This is a genomic window from Succinivibrio sp. (genome assembly GCF_045124615.1).
Lineage (GTDB): Bacteria > Pseudomonadota > Gammaproteobacteria > Enterobacterales > Succinivibrionaceae > Succinivibrio > Succinivibrio faecicola.
Genome location: NZ_JBGVMC010000231.1, coordinates 1 through 3621 on the forward strand (window position 1 = coordinate 1; position 3621 = coordinate 3621).

Genomic DNA, 3621 nt, shown 5'->3' on the forward strand with positions numbered 1-3621 from the left:
TCAACACTTACAGGCCATGCAACATTAGTCTGACCGAATACAACATTTCCTGAATTTAAAACCTTAAGATTGAGTTTTTCTGCTGCAATATCAAGAGAATCTGGATTCTCATAGGTAATGTCAGTCAGTTTCTGTGATAACTCGTTGTATTTTTCTAATGCCTTTGAAGAAACATACTTCTCAGTAACATCTGCTTTGATGTCCTTTAGTGCAGGAACATAAGCATCTGTAATCTTATCTAGTCGAATGATGTGAGCACCATAGTTGTCAACAATTACCTCTGAGTAATCACCTGCATTCTTTAGATTGAATAATGCAATATCAAGCTCTTTTGATAAAGAACCTTTCTCAAGTGTGCCTAATGAGCCTTTGGTCTTTTCAAATGATTTGTCTGATGAATACTTCTTACCAACTGATTCAAATGATGCTCCACTCTTTAACTGAGCTAAAGCCTCTTTTGCCTTATTAGCAAAGTTCTCCTCAGATGATCTGATAATAATCTGAGATGCTTCTCTCTTTGATGGAACTGTAAAATCGCTCTGATTTAAATTGTAATAATTCTCAAGTTCTTCATCAGTAACAGAAACATCTTTCTTTAATGCATCAACACTTAAAACAATGTAGTTGAAGTTTACAGAAGCTGGTTTCATGAACTTACCATGATTTGCATCATAGTAATTCTTAATCTCATCATCACTAAGCTTTATAGACTTTTCAAGAGCCTTGGTATCTACTGTATAGATATCAACAACTCTCTTTTGTGAAAATAATTTTGATAAAAGCTCAATCTCATATGGATATGCTACAGAGCCGGAGGCAAAAACAGGATTAAACAGAAGATCAGTTGCAAGATCGTTTCTTACTGAATTTGCAAAACTGTCTGGGCTTGAACCCATATTTCTTGTAGCTGCATTAAAAAGCTCCTGAGAGAACTTACCGTTCTTCTGGAATGCCTTTTCCTTAACAATTGCCTCTTTAACCTGCTTGTCAGAAATTCTGATACCCTGTTCGTAGGTAGCAGTATTAACAGCAACATTGTCTATTAATCGCTCAAGTACAGACAGACGTAAAGCTGAAACCGCATCCTTATTGCTTAGTACCTTGTTGAACTGAGGGCCATACTGTCTTTGCATTGCTCTAACCTGATCATCGTACTGAGCCTTCCATACATTAGCTGAAATCTTTGTTTCACCAATCTTTGCAGGATCAGTATCATTACGAACAATCATGTAGCTGCCGACACCAGCAAATACAAAGCTAACCATAATAATGACAAACAGTAATTTAAATACTTTGCCGTGCGCGCCATCACGCAGTTTGTCTGATAACATTTATCTATAACTCCAGAGTCTAAACCTGTTAATAAAACTTAATTATTATACGAATTTTTTATCTAAATTTAAATTCTAAATTGCTCTATTTGCCTTGATTTATAGAGTTTTTTTATAAAGAAAAAGAAAATTAAAAAGCCAGGCTTTAACCTGGCTCTTTACGCATTATTAAGTAAGTATTACTTGTTTACGCCATCTTTGAAGGTCTTACCTGGCTTGAATGCAGGAACCTTAACTGCAGGGATCTTAACGATTTCGCCTGTACGTGGGTTACGACCGTTACGTGCTGCACGCTCACGTACTAAGAAGGTACCAAAACCGATTAAGGTAACAGTATCACCAGAAGCTAAAGCATCCTTGATTGAATCTACTACTGCATTAACAGCTGCTGTTGAATCCTTGATTGTTAAACCAGACTTCTTAGCAACGCTATCTACTAACTGACTTTTATTCACAACTTACTCCTAATATGAATGTTAATCGTTGACTTTGAGTTTCAAAGCTAAGCCATATAAGGCTTGTTTGTATTATGCACATCTTTTATTTTAAATACGAAAACTATTTTCTAAAATCTGATCAAGCTCTAAAAAAAAGAGTTTTTTTATAACACAAACGCCTTATTCCATCGGATCAAAGACGATTTTAATGTTTTTTTCTTATGTCAAGATTTGATTTTCACTCTTTGTTTATTTTAACGATATTAATTTCTTTTTTTCGGTATATGAAACAGATCACATTTGTTCTCCAAAAAAAAATTACTTTTGATTTAATTCATGAACAATGAACTTACAACCAGTCAGAATGGACACCACTATTGCAAATACAAATAGTACAAATATTGTGTATTTATTTACAATGAGTCTCTTCTCTCTACAGATATATTTATTTAATATGCTCAATTTTTACACATGAAAAAAAGTCCCTTTGCAGGGACTTTATTATGCCAATAAAAAATTTTTAATCATACCCAAGACCTTAAGCAATTTTAGCAGAAGGATTTGGTTGGTTAACGATCTGCCACACTAAAGTAGGCAGATCTTTCAATTTAGAAATATCTCGATTAGATGGCTTTGTTCTTTGACAGCGCAGAGCTATGTCATCGAGAAGATCTTTAAAAATTTGATATACAGTGGACGACTTACGGAAAAGTAAGGCATTGAATAAAACATCAAAGCAGTCATTCTGTTTATGGAGCTTTAGCATTGAAATCCATTCAAAACTATTACCTTTGGCACATTTAAGCCCGGTAAAGGTTTTGATGATAGAAACAGCTAAAGACAACAGGATAAAAGATAGAATGATATTCTCATTAGCAGAGTTAATGCTTTTTAAGCAGTTACTGCGTTTATTTGCTTTGTTAAAAAGTTCAATGGCCCATCTGAGTCTATAGAGCAGGTAAATCTGTTTAGCTCCTAATCTGTCTTTAGGGATATTAGTTCTTAAGATAGAACTTTTATCATCTTCAGTACAGTTAGGCTTGTAACGGACAATAACTCTGTTCTTATGACCTGAAGCAAAGGTAACATCTAAGTCAGCACAAGTATGGGCTGGTAATTTATTTACAGCTTTACCATTAAACTTAGGTATTGCCTTACCATCATCACCAATAGCCCTATCAATGGTAGCAGCTGTGCTTAATTTACCTCTGATAAGGTAAAGGTTACCACTATTAGCAATTCTCTGTTCAAGCTCTTCGTCTACGTAGCCTCTATCACAGATAATCAGGCAGTTATGGAATCTGTCAGTAAGAACAGAATCTCTTTCAGAGCCAACAGCTTCTGTGATTTCTACATATACGAAACTTTGTCTTAACACAGAGAAAGCTATATGAAGCTTTAAACCAGGTCTAGGTGCAGAGCCATCAGTATGTGGTCTTCCTTTGCCTTTACATTCAAAGTTATCAGTGCATGAGTATGATAGGTCTATTTCAGTGCCGTCAACTAAAATGATGTCATCTACCTTAAGTTTTTCTAATAAAGACTTTAAATCCCCACTAATGAACTTCTTAAGATTTTTAAGAAAGCTCTTACTAAAGGTAGCTGTCATTAGTTCTGACAACATAGTCTTAATAACTTCAAGAGTATTTTTTGACTGTAACTGCTTATGTATGCACTTATGAGTTAAAAGTGATTTACCTAACTTTTTGCATCCTCTTAAGTAAGCATCATGTACAGAGCGAAGAGTAAATTCAGACTTCTCTGTTGACTTACTCATCTGTGAAAGTGAAGTCAGAATATAGTCTGAAATAGAGAACTTACGCTCTCTCTTTAATGCACCACAATCACGAGCA

The 3621-nt window shown here is 34.8% G+C and carries 3 protein-coding genes; all 3 read right to left on the reverse strand.

The window, feature by feature from the left end; genetic code table 11:
* On the reverse strand, positions 1–1331 hold a 1331-nt coding region (locus ACJML3_RS06080; protein ID WP_406021525.1), incomplete at its 3' end, for a SurA N-terminal domain-containing protein.
* A gap of 179 nt (positions 1332–1510) precedes the next feature.
* Entirely contained in the window at positions 1511–1786 is a 276-nt protein-coding gene (locus tag ACJML3_RS06085; RefSeq protein WP_219935650.1) for an HU family DNA-binding protein, read from the reverse strand.
* 520 nt (positions 1787–2306) lie between these two features.
* On the reverse strand, positions 2307–3621 hold a 1315-nt coding region (locus tag ACJML3_RS06090), incomplete at its 5' end, for a transposase (protein WP_406021527.1).